Here is a 16646-nt window from a genome sequence, read left to right as displayed (position 1 = left end):
GGTTTTATGATTCAGGCACAGACGTTATCGGACCCGGATGAGCTGGCTGCGCGCTACGCCTTGGCACGTGAGGTCGCAAGTGAAGCGGCCCAACGCGGTATGGCGTATTACCGTCAGCGCGAGCAGTTGAACGTTGAGCACAAGGATTCGGTTCCCCAGGACGTCGTCAGCATCGCCGACCGGGAACTTGAAGTGTTTATCAAGGCGCGCCTGGCCGAGCGGTTCCCCGAGGATGGGTTTGTCGGCGAGGAGGGCGGCGCCGACGGATTGCAGGCCCGCTGCGTGTGGGTGGTGGACCCGATCGACGGCACTAGTTGCTTCGTCAACGGCCTGCACACCTGGTGTGTGTCCATCGGCTTGCTGGTGGACGGCCAGCCCTGGCTGGGTGCAGTGGCGGATGCCAACCATAACGAACTTTTCCACGCCTGCCGTGGCCTGGGCGCCTATGTCAACGACACACCGATTCGTGTCAGCCAGGCAGCGGATATTCGCTACGGCGTGACCGGCGTTGGCACTTCCCATCGACGTGGCAAAGAGCACTTCATTCCGTTTCTTTCCGGGTTGCTGGAGGGCGGCGGCATGTTCATCCGCAACGGCTCCGGTGCCTTGATGATTGCCTATGTCGCAGCCGGCCGGCTGGTGGGGTACTACGAAACCCATATCAACAGTTGGGACTGTGCCGCAGGGCTAGTGCTGGTCAGTGAAGCGGGTGGGCGCTGCAGCGATTTCCTTCGGGGCGATGGCTTGCTCGGCGGTAACCCGCTGTTGGTGGCCAGCCCTCAGGTTTACCCGCAACTGGCCGAGCTGATCGGTCCGTCACTGGAGGCCTGAGTCCCGCTTCAACGTACAGCCAATAATAACAATAGGAGACTGTCCGCCATGAGATCCATCCTGCAACTGTTCCATGCCGCACCGGCCCGGCCCGGCGTCGACGACCCCGATGGCCGCAGGTTTCGCCGCGCACGCTGGCTGACCTTTTTATCCATGTCCTTGAGCTATGCGCTGTTCTACGTGTGCAGGCTTTCCTTCAACGTCGCCAAGCCCGCATTGGTGGCCCAGAACATCCTCAGCCCGACGCAACTGGGCATGATCGGCTCGGCGCTGTTTTTCACCTATGCCGTGGGCAAGCTGGTCAATGGCTTCCTCGCGGACCACGCCAACGTGCGACGCTTCATGATGCTCGGCTTGTTGATCAGTGCAGTGGTAAATGCGTGCATGGGCCTGACCACCAACGCAGTGGTCCTGACCATCGCCTGGGGCATCAACGGGTGGGCCCAATCCATGGGCGTGGGGCCGTGCGTGGTGTCGCTGGCGCGCTGGTATTCGGACAAGGAGCGGGGCACGTTCTATGGCTTCTGGTCGATTGCCCACAGCCTCGGTGAAGCGCTGACCTACATTGCGGTCGCGGCGATGATCGTGACCTGGGGCTGGCAATACGGTTACTGGCTGGCTACCGCGATGGGCTTGTTGGGCATGCTGCTGATCTACCTGTTCATGGCCGACTCGCCGCAAAGTGCAGGCTTTGCCGAAGTCGACAGCGACCGAGCGGAGGTGGTGTCGAAGACCATCGGCAAATGGGGCGCGCAACTGGCACTCCTGAAGAACCCGGCGCTGTGGTTGCTGGCGCTGGCGTCGTGCCTGATGTACATCGGCCGTTATGCAGTGATTTCCTGGGGCGTGTTTTTCCTTGAGAACGCCAAGGGCTACACCACGCTGTCGGCCTCGGCGCTGATCTCCATTACCGGCGTGTTCGGGATTGTTGGCACCGGTCTGAGCGGGCTGATTTCCGACCGTTTCTTCAGTGGTCGGCGCCACGGCCTGGCGATTCTGTTTGGCCTGATGAACAGTGCTTCCCTGGGGATGATGCTGTTCCTGCCGGGTGGCCATTACTGGCTGGACGCCGCGGCGATGATGCTGTTCGGCCTGTCCATGGGCGCATTGCTGTGTTTCCTCGGCGGCTTGATGGCCGTGGATATCGCCGCCAAAAGCGCGGCCGGTGCGGCGCTGGGCATGATCGGGATTGCCAGTTATGCAGGGGCGGCAGCTGGTGAAATTCTCACGGGTGTGTTGATCGAGCATGGCACCACGCTGGCCGCGGACGGGAGCAAGCTGTACGACTTCCATACCTTGTCGCTGTTCTGGATCGGTGCCTCGCTGGTCTCGGTAGTGATGACCGCACTGTTTTCCGGGCAGGTTTACCGCCGGCAACGGCATGCAGTGGCCAAGCCTTTAACCAACTAATAAACCCAGGTTTCAAACAATCCGAGTGATCCGGAAAAGGAGTACGTCTGCGCGTATAAAAAGCCGTCGTGGGAAGTTGTCTTGACATTAAAAATAAAAATAACAGGTGCAAAGATGAAGAAAATGAGCGTTAACCCTAATAAGAAAGCAATCCGGCGTATCTCGCTGATCGGTTTGGTAGTGGCCTCTACCACCGCCCATGCCCTTGAACTGGATTACCAACACCAGTATTCGGAAGTTGATCGCGAGCACAAAGATAAGGTCATGCTCACCCAGGCACTGGACAATGGGCTGGCGTTCTCGTTCGAGTCAGTGATGAACACTGCGCCCGACAAGGACGGCCAACCCGGCAAAGCGTTTTCGCGCCTGACCAAGGATGAACTCAAGGCCAAGGTCAAGTACAGCCACAAGCTGGGGCCTAAATGGAAGGTCAAGCCCAAGTTCACTTATGCCGTGGCCAAGGACAAGAAGTCCTATAAACCGTCATTGAAAGTTTCTTACGCCGTCACTGAAAAGTTCTCCATCACGCCGGGTTATTACTACAAGCTCACCCACTACGACGCGTCGGGCAAAGAAGATAAAAAAGATAACGTTATTGAGCTGGGTGCCAAATACAAGTTTGGGCAATTGTCGGTGGGCGTAGGCCGTAAGCAGATTTACAGCGACCAAGTGGTGTTCGACGGCACGAAGAATAACTACAGCAATAAGGTGTTGTTTGAGTACAAGGTGAACAAACAATTTACGCCTTATCTGGAGGTGGCCGACGTGTACGTCGACAAGAACACCGACCAGCGCCAGGCCCGCTATCGCCTGGGTTTCAAGTACGAATTCTGATCAAGGAGACTGCGCATGACCGTATTCAAACGAACGGGCCTGGCTGTCGCCGCGCTCACGCTGTGTGCGGGCCTTCAAGCCGCCGAAAGCAGCCATTATGTATTGGAAAAAGCCGTACAGGTCAGCCGCCATGGTGTGCGTTCGCCCACCGACACCGACAAACTGGTCAAAGCCACGGGCCGCGACTGGACGCCGTGGTTGGTGCAGGACGGCGAGTTGACCGGCCATGGCTACCTGGCTGCCAGCCAGATGGGCACCTGGCAGGCCGCCTATTATCGCAACGCGGGCCTGCTGGCTGACGGCTGCCCGCAGCCGGGAAGTGTGGTCGCCGTCGCCAGCCCCAAGCAACGCACCCGATCCACCGCTGCCGCGCTGCTGGACGGCATGTTCCCCGGCTGTGGCGAAAAGGCCCGGGCGCGGAGCAAGCCTGACCCGCTGTTCCAGACCGATGAAATGCCCTTCGCCAAACTTGACCCGGCCATCGCCAAGGCGCAGATACTGCAAGCCCTCGGCGGCACTCTTCAAGCGGCCCAGGAGCGCTTGCGACCGGACCTGGAACGCCTGAAAGACGCTGTGTGCGAAACCGGCAAAGCCTGCCCGTTCTTCGATACCCCTTGGGCACTGAAGGAAGGCGATGGCGGGCGCTTCAAGATCAAAGGCCTGGACAAGGCCTCGTCCATGGCCGAGACCATTCGCCTGCAATACAGCGAAGGCATGCCCCTGGCCGACGTGGCCTTTGGTCACGCCAGGGATGCAGCACAAGTCTCGGCGCTGGGGCGCTTGCACAGGGCCAAATACGACTTCATCAATGACACGGCCTACATTGCCAGCCGTGGGGGTTCGCAGTTGATGAACCAGATTGTGCTGGCCCTGGAGCAGGGCACGGCGCTGGAAAAAAATGATCCTCTAGGCAACCCGCCACCTGCGCGCCTGTTAATGCTGGTGGCCCACGACACCAACATCTCGCACCTGCGCACGATGCTGGGCTTTACCTGGGCGCTGGGCGAGTACCAGCCGGGCAATATCCCGCCGACCGGCACACTGGCGTTCGAGCGTTACCGCGACAGCCAGACCGGTGAGCGTTTTGTTCGCACACGGTTCATTACCCAAGGCATGGACCAGATCCGCGCGTTGCAGCCGTTGGACGTTGCGCACCCGCCGTTGCAAACGGACTTCGATCAGCCCGGCTGCCAACATACCGCTGTCGGGACCCTGTGCCCGATCGCGCAATTCGTCGAACGCACCGGCCACACAATTGACCGTTCGGCGCTGACGGCTTACCGCTACCCTTGACCCTGCGCGGCCATTCCCGTTTGCCATGAGCGGGATTGGCTCGTACGTTCACCCGAAACAGGATGCTCGCATGCCTTCTCTCACACGCTTTACCCCCTTTTTACTGCTGGGCCTGATCTCGGCGTATTCGGTGCAGGCGGCGCCGGCCGACGGTTTTGTGCTGGACAAGGTGGTGCAGGTCAGCCGTCATGGCGTACGACCGCCCACCGACAGCGCCAAACTGGCCAAGGCCATCGGCCGCGAGTTGCCCAACTGGACGGTGCCGGACGGGCACCTGACCGGCCATGGCTACGCCGCGGCGGTGGAAATGGGCCGCTACCGTGGCCAGGTGCTGCGCGCTGCGGGCTTGTTGCCCAGCGGCTGCCCGGGCCCAGGCGAAGTATTCGTTCGCGCCAGTCCCCTGCAACGTACCCAGGCCACGGCCACGGCCCTGCTTGATGGCCTTTTCCCGGGTTGTGGCTTACAGCCGAGCGTGGTGCAGGGCGACAAGGATGCGTTGTTCCAGGCCGATAAAATGCCGTTCGCGCGACTTGATCCCCAGCGTGCCGAAGACAGTGTGCTGGAGCGCATGGGCGGCAGCGTTGCCGGCGCTCAAGCGCGTTACCAGGTTGCCGAACAGCAATTGCGCAGTGTCATCTGCGGTGAGGCCAGCGCGTGCCAATACCGCGATCAACCCTGGCAACTGGTCGAAGATGAAGATGGTCGCGTCGCCATCAAAGGCCTGAGCCTGGAAGCCAACCTGGGGGAAACCTTCCTCCTGGAATACAGCGAAGGCCTGCCGCTGTACCAGGTGGCGTTCGGTCATGGCGCAACGGTGCAACAGGTCGCGCAACTGACCACGTTGACCAAGGCCAAGTACGACTTCATCAACGACAGCCTCTACATTGCCAGCCGCGGTGGCTCGCAGCTGATGAACCAGATTTCCCTGGCCCTCAGGCAAGGCACGCCCCGGGCCGCAACGGATGCCCTGGGCAACCCGCCGGACGTACGTTTCACCCTGCTGGTGGCCCACGACACCAACATTTCCTATCTGCGCACCTTGCTGGGTTTTCGCTGGACCCTGGGGGACTACCTGGAAGGCAACATTCCACCGGTAGGCAGCCTGCAGTTCGAGCGCTACAAGCAGCTCAAGACCGGTCGCTATTTCCTGCGGGTGGCATTCGAGGCGCAATCCCTGGGGCAAATCCGCCAGTTGGCGCCGCTGACCGCGGCGCAGCCGCCCTTGCATGCGGACCTCGCCAGTGGAGAAGGCTGTGTCAGCACCCAGGCCGGTTTGCTGTGCCCGATGGAAGTGGCACTCAAACGCCTTGACCAGCACATCGATCGCACGGCGCTGACAGCCTACAGCTATCGTTGATGATCGTTACGCAGCCCCTGTGCCTCGGGGCTTGCAGCTGACTTTGTCTGTCTTGATGCTGAACGCATTCACGGTCGTACAGGCACAGGCCGGGCGCGCTGCTAGAGTTCAGGGCAGCGAGCGGCCGATCAGGTGGCTCGCCCCATCCTGATTTCGGCGTTCGAGAGAGAAACCGTGGAGAACAGCAGACGACGTACGTTCGCCTGGGCAGTTGGCACGTTGTTACTGCTAGCGTTGTTGATTGCCTTGGGTTTGCACTTCTTTGCAGGTGGGCACAAAGGCAAGCCACCCGCACCCGGTGAACCGGTCGCCGTGGTGCCTGTCGCCTTGCAGGACGTGCCGGTCTACATCGATGCCCTAGGCACCGTCACGCCGACCCGCAGTGTGACCGTGGTCACCCAGGTCGATGGCATCCTCAGCAGCGTGGAATTCAAGGAAGGCCAGCACGTCAGCAAGGGCCAGGTGATTGCGCGGATCGATGACCGTGCCCTCAAGGCCCAACTGGCCGTGGCCAAGGGTACCCTGGCCCACGACCAGGCCGTGTTAAGCAATGCCCAGCGCGATTTGGCACGCTACCGCGAACTGGTCAAGGCCGGCTCCACCAGCCAGCAAACCGTCGATACCCAGGCGTCCCTGGTTCAGCAACAACTGGGCACCGTGGCCGCCGACCAAGGCAATGTGCAGAACCTTGAAGTGCAGGTCGGTTACTGCACCATCACCTCGCCGGTCGACGGTGTGGTGGGCCTGCGCCTGGTAGACCCGGGCAACTACGTCACCACCACCAGCACCACCGGCATTGTGGTAATTACCCAGATGAACCCGGCCACCGTGGTGTTCGCGGTGCCCGAGGACGACTTGGGCGCTATCAACCAGGCCCTGGGCCGTGGCGCTGTGACGGTGCTGGCCTACGACCGCAATAAAAAAGCCCTGCTGGCCACCGGCAGCCTGTTGGCCCTGGATAACCAGGTAGACACCACCACCGGCACCATCAAGGTCAAGGCGCAGTTCGATGATTCGGGCAATGCGCTGTTCCCCAACCAGTTCGTCAATGCGCGCCTGAAGGCCGACACCTTGACCCAGGTCGCCGTGGTGCCCACCCGGGCGATCCAGCATGGCAGCAAGGGCGATTTCGTGTTCGTGGTGAATGGCGACAAGGCCAGTCTGCGCAACATCAAGACCGGCCCGTCGATGGGTGATGTGTCGGCGGTGCTCGAGAGCGGGGTCAAGCCGGGGGAGCAGGTGATCACCGAAGGCGCCGACAAGCTGGATGACGGTTCGACCGTGAAGGTCGTCGCCCAGTGAGGAGCTGCCGAGCATGAACATTTCGCGGCCCTTTATCGAACGTCCCGTCGCCACCACCTTGATGATGGTGGCGGTGCTGTTGCTCGGCCTGTTGGGGTATCACTTGCTGTCGGTGTCGGCCTTGCCCGAAGTCGATTACCCGACCATCCAGGTTTTCACCCAATACCCCGGCGCCAGCCCGGACGTGGTCAGCTCGTCGATTACCGCGCCGCTGGAACGTCAACTCGGTGAGATGCCGGGCCTCAAATCCATGAATTCCACCAGCTCCGACGGCGCTTCGGTGGTGACCCTGCAATTCGACCTGTCGCTGTCCCTGGACGTCGCCGAACAGGAGGTGCAGGCCGCGATCAACGCCGCCGGCACTTTCCTGCCTGCCAACCTGCCGTACCCGCCGGTGTACAGCAAGGTCAACCCGGCGGATGCACCGGTGTTGACCCTGTCCCTGACCTCCGACGTATTGCCGCTGACCAAGGTCGAAGACCTCGCCGACACGCGCCTGGCGCAGAAGATCTCGCAGATCACCGGCGTCGGTCTGGTGACCATCAGCGGCGGCCAGCGTCCGGCGGTGCGGGTCGAGGCGAATACCTCGGCGCTCAACAGTCTTGGCCTGTCCATCGACGACCTGCGCAGCTCGCTCGGCACGGCCAACGTCAATCAGGCCAAGGGCAATATCGACGGCAAGTTCCAGGCGTATTCCATCGGTGCCAACGACCAGCTGCAATCGGCCGAGGAATACCGCGACCTGGTGATCGCCTATAAAAACGGCGCGCCGATTCGCCTGTCGCAGATCGCCACTTCCACCCAGGGCCCGGAGAACCCGCGCCAGGCCGCGTGGACCAACAGCACGCCGTCGATTGTGCTGAACATCCAGCGCCAACCCGGCGCCAACGTGATTCAAGTGGTCGACCGCGTGCAGCAATTGCTGCCCAAGCTGCGGGCCAGTTTGCCGGGCACCTTGAAGGTCGAGGTGCTGACCGACCGCACGCAAACCATCCGCGCCTCGGTCACCGATGTGCAGTACGAACTGGCCATGGCCATCGCGCTGGTGGTGATCGTGATTTTCGCGTTCCTGCGCAACGTGCCGGCCACGATCATTCCCGCCGTCACCATTCCGTTGACGCTGGTGGGTACCCTGGCAGTGGCCTATGCGTTGGGCTTCTCCCTGAACAACCTGACGCTGATGGCGCTGACCATCGCCATCGGATTCGTGGTGGACGACGCCATCGTGATGATCGAAAACATCACGCGCTATATCGAGGCGGGAGACTCACCGCTGGAGGCGGCGCTCAAGGGCTCGGAGCAAATTGGCTTCACGATTATTTCGCTGTCCATCGCCCTGATCGCAGTGATGATCCCGCTGCTGTTCATGGGCGATGTTGTCGGCCGGTTGTTCCGTGAATTCGCCATGACCGTGGCCGTGACCATTGTTATCTCAGCCTTCATCTCGCTGACCCTGACGCCGATGATGTGCGCGCGAATGTTGAAGAATAAGCACCAGGAGCGCCGCGCGGATTTCTTCGACCGCATCAACACCCACTACGTGCGTGGCCTCGACTGGGTACTGGCGCATCGCACGTTAACGCTGATCTCGATAGCGCTCACCGCCGCGCTGACCCTGATGATTCTGGTGATCATGCCCAAGGGCTTTTTCCCCGACCAGGACACCGGCCTGATCCAGGGTATTTCCCAGGCGGCGCCGACGGTTTCGTTCCAGCAGATGCAGACCGAACAACAACGTCTCGCCGCCCGAATCCTCAAGGACCCTGCCGTACAAAGTCTGTCGTCCTTTGTCGGGATCGACCAGACCAACCCGACCATCAATCAGGGCAACCTGCTGATCAACCTCAAGCCGCGGGGTGAACGTGACAGCGCCACCAAAGTGATCCGCCGGCTCTCCGATGCCAACGCCGACGACGCTGGGATCCGCCTGTACCTGCACTCGGTGCAGGACCTGACCCTCGACGCCACGGTGTCCACCACCAGCTACCGCCTGGGTCTGCAAGCCACCGACCCGGACGAACTGGAAACGTGGACCAACAAGCTGCTGGCCGCGATCAAGCAAGACCCGATGTTCACCGACGTGCAAAGCCAGGCGATGCAGTTTGGCAACCAGATCCAGCTGACGTTCGACCGCGCCACCGCCTCGCGGCTGGGCATCACGCCCCAGGCGATCGATGACGTGCTGTACGACGCCTTCGGCCAGCGCCAGGTGTCGACGATCTACACCCAACTCAACCAGTACCACGTGGTAATCGCCACCGACCATCCGCCGCGCAACTTGCCTGACCTGCTCACGGGGTTGTACGTGGACATCCCGGGCGGCGGTGTCGCGCCGCTGTCGAGCATGGCGACCCTGCAGGTGGTGCGGGCGCCCGTGACCATCAACCGGCTGGGCCAGTTTCCCTATGCGGACGTGTCGTTCAACCTCGCCCCCGGCCAGACCCTTGGCGCGGCGGTGACGCGGCTCAAGGACATCGAGGCCAAGGTCGGTTTACCGCTGTCGGTGCAGGCCAACCTCGAAGGTGCGGCGGCGACGTTCGAGCAGTCGCTGTCGAATCAGGTGTTCCTGGTGGTGGCGGCGATTGTGGTGGTGTACCTGATGCTGGGGATTCTGTACGAGAGCTTTGTGCACCCGGTGACGATCCTTTCGACGCTGCTCTCGGCGGCACTCGGAGCCTTGCTGGCGCTGCTGGCGACCGGCACGCAGTTCGACATTATCGGTTTGATCGGCATTGTGTTGCTGATCGGCATCGTGATGAAAAACGGCATCATGATGGTCGACTTTGCCCTGGAGTTATTACGTGAGGGTGGCCTGAGCCCCACGGCGGCGATCCGTCAGGCCGCGGAGTTGCGGTTCCGGCCGATCCTGATGACCAGCATGGCGTCGCTGTTCGGCGCGGTGCCGCTGGCGCTGGGGACGGGGATTGGCTCGGAGCTGCGTCATCCACTGGGCATCGCGATTATCGGCGGGTTGTTGCTCAGCCAACTGCTGACGCTGTTTTCCACGCCGGTGATCTTTCTTGCCATGCACAGCCTGGGGCAGCGCTTCAGCCGCCGTCCGGCTGAAGCGGTCTGATGGTGATGAACCTCAGCGCGCCGTTTGTTCGCCGCCCGATTGCAACCACCTTGATGGCGGCAGGCCTCGCGCTGTTTGGCGCGCTGGCCTTCATGCTGCTGCCGGTGGCGCCGCTGCCGGAGGTGGATTTCCCCACCATCAGCGTCAGCGCCTCGTTGCCCGGTGCCGATCCCACCACGGTTGCCAGCTCAGTGGCCACGCCCCTGGAGCGCCAGTTCGGGCAGATCGCCGGGGTCACGCAGATGACCTCGTCCAGCAGCCTCGGCTCGGCGCGGATCATCCTGCAGTTCGACCTGAACCGCGACATTGACGGCGCCGCCCGGGACGTGCAGGCCGCGATCAACGCCGCCCGCAGCAACCTGCCCAGCGACCTGTCGGGCAACCCGACGTACCGCAAGGTCAACCCGGCCGACTCGCCGATTTTGATCATCAGCCTGACCTCCGACAGCGCCACGCCGGGGCAGATGTATGACGTGGCCTCGACCCTGCTGGAGCAGAAGTTGTTGCAGACCACCGGCGTCGGTGATGTGACGGTGGGCGGCGGCGCGCTGCCGGCGGTGCGGGTGGAGTTGAACCCCGACCGGCTCAACCAGTACGGCGTGAGCCTGGAGCAGGTGCGCCAGGTGATCAACGCCTCCAACGTCAACCTGCCCAAGGGCAACGTGGCCATCGGCGACCGTAACTACGGCATTGCCGCCAACGACCAGTTGCTCAACGAAGAGGACTACGGGCCGCTGGTGGTCAAGGCCCACAACGGCGACCTGATCCATATCTCCGACCTGGGCTACGTGCGCGAAGACGTGCAGGACCTGCGCAACTTCGGTCTGTCCAACGGCAAGCCGGCGGTGCTGCTGGTGGTGTTCAAGCAGCCGGGGGCCAACGTGATCGAGACGGTGGACGCGGTGAAAGCCTCGCTGCCGTTTTTGCAAAGCTCGATTCCAGCGACGATCAAGCTCGACTTGCTGATGGACCGCACCACCACCATTCGCGCCTCGTTGCATGACGTCGAGATCACGTTGCTGGTGTCGATCCTGCTGGTGACACTGGTCACGTTCGGCTTCTTCCGCGACTGGCGCAGCACCCTGGTGCCGGCGATTGTGGTGCCGCTGTCGTTGCTTGGCACCTTCGGCGCGATGTACTTCCTCGGCTACAGCCTGAACAACCTGTCCCTCATGGCGCTGACCATTTCCACCGGCTTTGTGGTGGACGATGCGATCGTGGTGGTGGAAAACATCATGCGCCACCTGGAGCGCGGCAAGACCCGGGTGGAGGCCGCGCTGGAAGGGGCCCAGGAAGTCGGCTTTACGGTACTGACCATCAGCGTGTCCCTGGTGGCGGTGTTTATTCCGCTGCTGCTGATGGGCGGGATTGTCGGGCGGCTGTTCCGTGAGTTTTCGGTGTCGTTGTCGGTGGCCATCGTGATTTCGATGCTGATCTCCCTGACGGTCACGCCGATGCTCGCCAGTGTGCTGTTGCGCGCGCCGAAGGAGATTCACCAAGGCAACGAACATCCGGATTCACGTTTTCACCGCTTCTACGATCGCACCCTGGGTTGGGTGATCGACCATACGGTGCTGATGGGGTTCGGCACGGTGTTGGTGATCGTCCTCGCCGGCGTGTTGTATGTGCTGGTGCCCAAGGGCTTTTTCCCCCAGGAAGACACCGGGCGCTTGCAGGGCAGCATCCTGGCGAACCAGAGCATTTCCTACGGGGCGATGCAGAAGGACTTCACCGAGATCAACCGCAAGGTGATGAAAAACCCGAATATCGAAACCGCCGCCGGGTTTGTCGGCGGCGGCGGAGGCGGCGGTGGGGCGGTCAACAGTGCGCAGATGTTTGTCTTGCTCAAGCCGCTGGGGGAGCGCAAGGACAGCGCTACCGAAGTCATCGGGCAAATCCGTCGCAGCCTCGGCGACCTGCCCGGCACCAAGCTGTATTTGCAGTCGGCCCAGGACATCACCGTGGGTGGCCGGCAAAGTGGCGCGCAGTACCAATACACCCTGACCGCCGATGACCAGGAATCGCTGGATGAATGGGTGCCCAAGGTGGTGGCGGTGCTGCGTAAGTTTCCACAACTGACCGACCTCAATACCGACCAGCAGGACAACAGCCTGCTGGCCAATGTGCAGATCAATCGCGACACGGCGGCGCGCCTCGGGGTGAGTATCTCGGCGGTCGACCAGGCGCTGTACGACGCCTTTGGCCAGCGCCAGGTCGCCACCCTGTATCGCGCGGCCAACCAGTACCACGTGGTGATGGAAATCGCCCCGGAATACTGGACCGACCCTTCCGCGCTCAAGGGCATTTATGTGCCGACGGGCACCCAGGTCACGACCACCAAAGGCACTACGGCAGCGCCCAACCTGACCACCGGACAGACGCTGGTGCCGCTGTCGGCGCTGGCGGACAACACGGTGGCGCGCACCGCGATTTCCATCAGTCACCAGGGCACGTTCCCGGCGGTGACCATCTCGTTCAATCTGGCCCCCGGCACGTCCATCGGCCAGGCGACGGCGATGGTGGACGATGCAGTGAAGCAACTGCGCATGCCCGCCAGTGTGGTCGGCCAGTTTGCCGGTACGGCCCAGGTGTTCCAGTCGTCGGTGGCCAGCGAGCCGTTGCTGATCGTCGCCGCGCTGCTCTCGGTGTATATCGTGCTGGGCATCCTCTACGAAAACCTGATGCACCCGCTGACCATCCTCTCGACCTTGCCCTCGGCCGGTGTCGGTGCGCTGATTGCTTTGCTGCTGACCGGCACCGAGCTGTCGATCATCGCGCTGGTGGGGGTGATTCTGTTGATTGGCATCGTGAAGAAGAACGCGATCATGATGATCGACTTCGCGATCACCGAGCGGCGGGAGTTCGGCCTCACGGCCAAGGAAGCGATTCGCCGGGCCTGCCTGATCCGCTTTCGGCCGATCATGATGACCACCCTGGCGGCGATCCTTGGCGCGCTGCCGCTGGTGCTCGGTACCGGCTACGGTTCGGAGTTGCGTCGGCCGTTGGGGATTTCGATTATTGGTGGCCTGCTGTTCAGCCAGGTGCTGACGCTGTACACCACCCCGGTGATTTACCTGTGGCTTGACCGGGCGTCACAGCGCCTGGGTCGGCGTAAGGAAGCAAGGTTATGAACGTGAAATACAGCGTGCTTTGCATCAGCCTGCTGCTCGGCGGCTGCATGGTCGGGCCCGATTACCAGAAGCCCGCCATGGAACTGCCGCAGACCTTCAAGGAAGGCGCGCAGTGGCAGCGCGCGGCGGCCAACCCCCAAGGGGCGATGGACAGTCAGTGGTGGCTGGCTTATCAGGATCCGGTGCTGAACGACCTGGTGGCGCGCTCGGCCAAGGCCAACCAGTCGATCATCGCGGCGGAGGCGGCTTATCGTCTGGCCCAGGCACAGGTGGCGTCCAGCCGGGCGGGGTTGTGGCCCACCGTTGGCGTAGGGTTGTCGGGTACGCGGGGAACGGCGGGCAGCGGCACGTCGAGCACCGTCACCAACGCTGGCGGCGTGGAAAACAGTGTCAGCGCAACCTTGACCGCCAGTTGGGAGCCGGACCTGTGGGGCCTGGTGCGGCGCGGGATTGAGTCCAGCCAGGCCACGGCCCAGCAATCCGATGCGTTGCTGGCCGGAGTACGGTTGTCCATCAGCTCCAGCGTGGCCAGCAACTACCTCGCCCTGCGGCAGATGGATATCGACGTGCGCCTGTTGCAGCAGCAACAGACTATCAACCAGAAGTTGCTCGACATGATCCAGGTGCAGTTCACCCAGGGCGTCGCCACCAACGACCAGTTGCTGGTGGCCCAGGATCAACTGACCACTTCGATTGCCGACCTGCAGACCTCGCTGCGCGACCGCGAGCAATACGAACACGCGCTGGCGGTGCTGGTGGGCGTGGCGCCGAGCGAGTTTGCCGTAGCTGCGCGGGATGACTACCGCTTCGTGCTGCCGCGTCCCCCTTTGACCCTGCCTTCGACCTTGCTGCAACGGCGTCCCGATGTGGTCGCGGCGGAGCGTTCGGCCGCGGCGGCCAACGCGAAAATCGGCGTGGCCGAAGCCGCGTTTTTCCCGACGCTGGACCTCACCGCCGAGGCCGGCTATCGCGGCAGCGCCCTGGGCGGATTGTTCTCCTTGCCCAATCGCATCTGGACGTTGGGGCCGGCGCTGGCGCAAACGCTATTTGACGGCGGCGCCCGTGAAGCGGCGGTCAGGCAGGCCGAGGCCAGCTACGACCAGATCGCCGCCAACTACCGGGGCACCGTGCTCAGCGCTTTGCAGAACGTCGAAGACAACCTATCGGCGATCAACCATCTGCAAACCCAGGCCGATGCGTTCCAGCAGGTCTACCAGCGCAATCAGCAACTGTTCGGCAGCCAGGAAGCGCAACTGCGCGCCGGCACTGTGAGCCAGGAGAATGTGCTGACCCAGCAACTGGTGCTGCTGCAAGCCGAGCAGAATCTTCGCGACACCCAGGGCCAACTCAGCCAGGGCAGTGTGGCGCTGATCCAGAGCCTGGGTGGCGGTTGGCAAACCCCTCAGCACTGAACGGCTCGCTAACCCGGTGTGCGCCGCGTTATTCTCGGCACACTTTGAATCACGGGAAGCCTGAGCCATGGCAGGAAGCAGTTTGCTGGTATTGATCGACGACATCGCCGCGGTGCTCGACGATGTAGCGTTGATGACCAAGATGGCCGCGAAGAAAACCGCCGGCGTGTTGGGGGATGACCTGGCGCTGAACGCCCAGCAAGTCTCCGGGGTGCGCGCCGAGCGGGAAATCCCGGTAGTGTGGGCGGTGGCCAAGGGTTCGTTCGTCAACAAGCTGATTTTGGTGCCGGCTGCGTTGCTGATCAGCGCATTTGCGCCGTGGGCGGTGACGCCGCTGTTAATGCTGGGCGGCGCTTATTTGTGTTTTGAAGGCTTCGAGAAACTCGCGCATACCTTCTTTCACAAACGCACCGAAGAACAGGCGCACTTGGTGGAAGCGGTGGCGGATCCGGCCACGGACCTGGTGGCCTTCGAGAAGGACAAGATCAAGGGCGCGATCCGTACCGATTTCATCCTCTCCGCCGAAATCATCGCCATCACCCTCGGCACCGTGGCCGATGCGCCGCTGATGCAGCAAGTGATCGTGTTGTCGGGTATTGCCATCGTCATGACCATCGGCGTCTATGGGCTGGTGGCCGGTATCGTCAAACTCGATGACCTGGGCCTGTGGCTCACTCAGAAGCCCGGCCAGGCTGCGCGCAGTATTGGCGGAGCGATCTTGCGGGCCGCACCGTACATGATGAAAAGCCTGTCGGTGATCGGCACGGCGGCGATGTTCATGGTCGGCGGCGGCATCCTGACCCACGGTGTGCCGGTGGTGCATCACTGGATCGAGACGGTGAGCCAGAGTACCGGCGGCCTGGCGTGGTTGATGCCGACGTTGCTCAATGCGGTGGCGGGGATCATTGCCGGGGCCGGGGTATTGGCGGTGGTCAGCGTGGTGGGTAACCTTTGGAAGCGGGTGAGGGCGTAGGCACTTGATCGAGCGGCGGCAATTCAGCGGGGGCATGAAAGGCAAGAACCTCCGTTATCTGAATGAAAATCCCGGCGAGACCCGTCAAACGGTGCGTGCGGGATTTGTGTTGCTCGAACATTTCTCGCTGCCGGCGTTCACCCAGGCGCTGGATACGCTGATCACCGCGAACCTGCTGCGGCCTGCGTCGTTTTCTACCGCGACCTTCGGCTTGCAGGAAGGCGAGGTGACCAGCGACCTGGGGCTGGTGATCCGGCCCGATGCGCGGCTTGAGTCTTCGGTGCTTAAAGAGTTGGACCTGCTGGTGATTTGCGGTGGTTACCGCACCGAACTGAAGGCTTCCGACGAATTCATCCATCTGCTGAAAAGCGCTGCGGAGCAGGGTGTGAGCCTCGCCGGCTTGTGGAATGGCGCGTGGTTCCTCGGGCGTGCGGGTTTGCTGAGCGGCTATCGATGCGCCGTGCACCCGGAACATCGCCCGGCCCTGGCCGATTTCTGCAAGGCGACGCAGGTCAGCAGCGAGCCGTATGTGATTGATCGCGACCGGCTGACGGCTTCAAGCCCTTCCGGTGCGTTTCATATGGCGCTGGACTGGATCAAGGGGCTGTACGGCAAAGCGCTGGTCGAGGGGATCGAGGACATCCTGGCGTTTGAGGAGTCGCGCTACCGGCGGGTGAAACCGACCGAGAACGTCTGCTTGAGCGCGCCGTTGCGCGAGGTGGTCAACCTGATGGATGCCAATCTCGAAGAGCCCCTGGAGCTTGAACAACTGGCGGTGTACGCCGGCCGTTCCCGGCGCCAGTTGGAGCGTTTGTTCAAGGAGCAGCTTGGCACTACGCCCCAGCGTTATTACCTGGAACTGCGCATCACCGAGGCCCGCCGGCTGCTGCAACATACCGAGCTGTCCCAGGTCGACGTGCTGGTGGCCTGCGGGTTTGTCTCGCCGAGCCATTTCAGCAAGTGCTACAGCGCGTACTTTGGCTACAGGCCGTCCAAGGAAAAGCGGTTGGTCAAATAACCGAGAATT

The 16646-nt window shown here is 62.3% G+C and carries 11 protein-coding genes; all 11 read left to right on the top strand.

Translation table 11 applies throughout. The annotated features are described in order from the left end of the window. The first annotated feature begins 6 nt into the window (after positions 1-6). Positions 7-831: an inositol monophosphatase family protein gene (locus HBJ59_RS11450; RefSeq protein WP_076015208.1), complete on the top strand. Its 825-nt coding sequence runs from the start codon at positions 7-9 to the stop codon at positions 829-831. A 48-nt stretch (positions 832-879) separates the two neighbouring features. Next, entirely contained in the window at positions 880-2241 is a 1362-nt protein-coding gene (locus tag HBJ59_RS11445) for an MFS transporter (protein ID WP_167663615.1), read from the top strand. Positions 2242-2364: 123 nt separating this feature from the next. Then, positions 2365-3075 (top strand): oligogalacturonate-specific porin KdgM family protein, encoded by a 711-nt coding sequence (locus tag HBJ59_RS11440; RefSeq protein ID WP_076015209.1) that lies wholly within the window; start codon positions 2365-2367, stop codon positions 3073-3075. Between the two features lie 15 nt (positions 3076-3090). Beyond that, positions 3091-4368, top strand: coding sequence for a histidine-type phosphatase (locus HBJ59_RS11435; RefSeq protein WP_167663613.1), 1278 nt, complete (start codon positions 3091-3093; stop codon positions 4366-4368). A gap of 70 nt (positions 4369-4438) precedes the next feature. Further along, complete coding sequence (locus HBJ59_RS11430) at positions 4439-5725, top strand: histidine-type phosphatase (RefSeq protein ID WP_167663611.1); 1287 nt, start codon at positions 4439-4441, stop codon at positions 5723-5725. 174 nt (positions 5726-5899) lie between these two features. Beyond that, on the top strand, positions 5900-7027 hold the full coding sequence (locus HBJ59_RS11425) for an efflux RND transporter periplasmic adaptor subunit (protein ID WP_076015344.1): 1128 nt from the start codon (positions 5900-5902) through the stop codon (positions 7025-7027). Positions 7028-7040: 13 nt separating this feature from the next. Next, positions 7041-10103 (top strand): efflux RND transporter permease subunit, encoded by a 3063-nt coding sequence (locus tag HBJ59_RS11420; protein WP_076015212.1) that lies wholly within the window; start codon positions 7041-7043, stop codon positions 10101-10103. A gap of 5 nt (positions 10104-10108) precedes the next feature. Beyond that, complete coding sequence (locus HBJ59_RS11415) at positions 10109-13234, top strand: efflux RND transporter permease subunit (protein ID WP_167663945.1); 3126 nt, start codon at positions 10109-10111, stop codon at positions 13232-13234. After that, positions 13231-14646, top strand: a complete 1416-nt coding sequence (locus HBJ59_RS11410; protein WP_167663610.1) for an efflux transporter outer membrane subunit — start codon at positions 13231-13233, stop codon at positions 14644-14646. The genes HBJ59_RS11415 and HBJ59_RS11410 overlap by 4 nt, the downstream gene beginning before the upstream one ends. A gap of 67 nt (positions 14647-14713) precedes the next feature. Further along, the gene (locus HBJ59_RS11405) at positions 14714-15619 is read left to right on the top strand and encodes a DUF808 domain-containing protein (protein WP_167663608.1); all 906 of its coding nucleotides are present in this window, start codon (positions 14714-14716) and stop codon (positions 15617-15619) included. Positions 15620-15653: 34 nt separating this feature from the next. Continuing rightward, entirely contained in the window at positions 15654-16637 is a 984-nt protein-coding gene (locus HBJ59_RS11400) for a GlxA family transcriptional regulator (protein ID WP_167663606.1), read from the top strand. Positions 16638-16646 lie beyond the last annotated feature (9 nt).

Source organism: Pseudomonas sp. AN3A02, assembly GCF_011765255.1.
Taxonomy (GTDB): domain Bacteria; phylum Pseudomonadota; class Gammaproteobacteria; order Pseudomonadales; family Pseudomonadaceae; genus Aquipseudomonas.
This window is presented reverse-complemented; position numbering and strand designations above follow the sequence as displayed.